Consider the following 620-nt stretch of genomic DNA (forward strand, 5'->3'; position numbering starts at 1 on the left):
CGAACTGCTCGGCGAGACCGTGGCCGAACGGGACGCGATCGTGCGGGCCGCGGACATGGAACCCACCCGGGCCGGCGGCTGGACGTACTGGCAGGCCGGTGCGTCCGGTCGCGGGATGCAGGCGCTGCGCGTCCACGTTCCGCACGGCTCCCAGGGCGACATCGTGCGCGTGCACCCCGGCGAGGAGTGGCTGCACGTCCTCAAGGGGCGGCTGCGGCTGCGCCTGGGCGACACCGCGTACCTGCTCTCACCCGGCGACAGCGCGCACTTCGACTCGCTGACCCCGCACCGCATCGCCGCCGAGGACCCGGACGGGCTCGAGCTCCTCTTCGTCCACACCCTGCTGCAGAGTCCCACGGCCACACTGTGCCTGGGCCCCCACACCGGAGAGAGGCCATGAGTAACATCGAGGACAAGTTCCCGCGGGGCCTGTGGGTCCGGCTCATCATCTACATCGCCGTGGGCCACCTGCTCGCGGCCTTCATCTGGCTGCTGTTCGAGGTCGGCGCGAAGAAGTAGCCCGGCCGGAACCGGCGGCCGGATCAGTCCAGCAGTCGCTCGCGCAGCCGCTGACGGGTCTCGGGGGCGAGCCGCAGTCCCCGCTCCAGGTAGGCGTCCAC

Annotated in this window: 2 protein-coding genes; both read left to right on the forward strand. The window is 71.6% G+C overall.

Annotated features, from left to right (window positions below; genetic code table 11):
• Positions 1-400, forward strand: a 400-nt coding sequence (locus tag BZY54_RS47475; RefSeq protein ID WP_143668399.1) for a cupin domain-containing protein, incomplete at its 5' end; no start/stop codon positions are given.
• On the forward strand, positions 397-519 hold the full coding sequence (locus BZY54_RS47480; protein WP_086731488.1) for a DUF6126 family protein: 123 nt from the start codon (positions 397-399) through the stop codon (positions 517-519). The genes BZY54_RS47475 and BZY54_RS47480, both read left to right, overlap by 4 nt.
• Positions 520-620: the final 101 nt, after the last annotated feature.

Source organism: Streptomyces carpinensis (assembly GCF_002154505.1).
Classification (GTDB): Bacteria; Actinomycetota; Actinomycetes; order Streptomycetales; family Streptomycetaceae; genus Streptomyces; species Streptomyces carpinensis.

Coding starts and splice junctions, on each gene's coding strand:
- BZY54_RS47480 (WP_086731488.1), top strand. CDS start 397: ATGAGTAACATCGAGGACAAGTTCCCGCGGGGCCTGTGGGTCCGGCTC.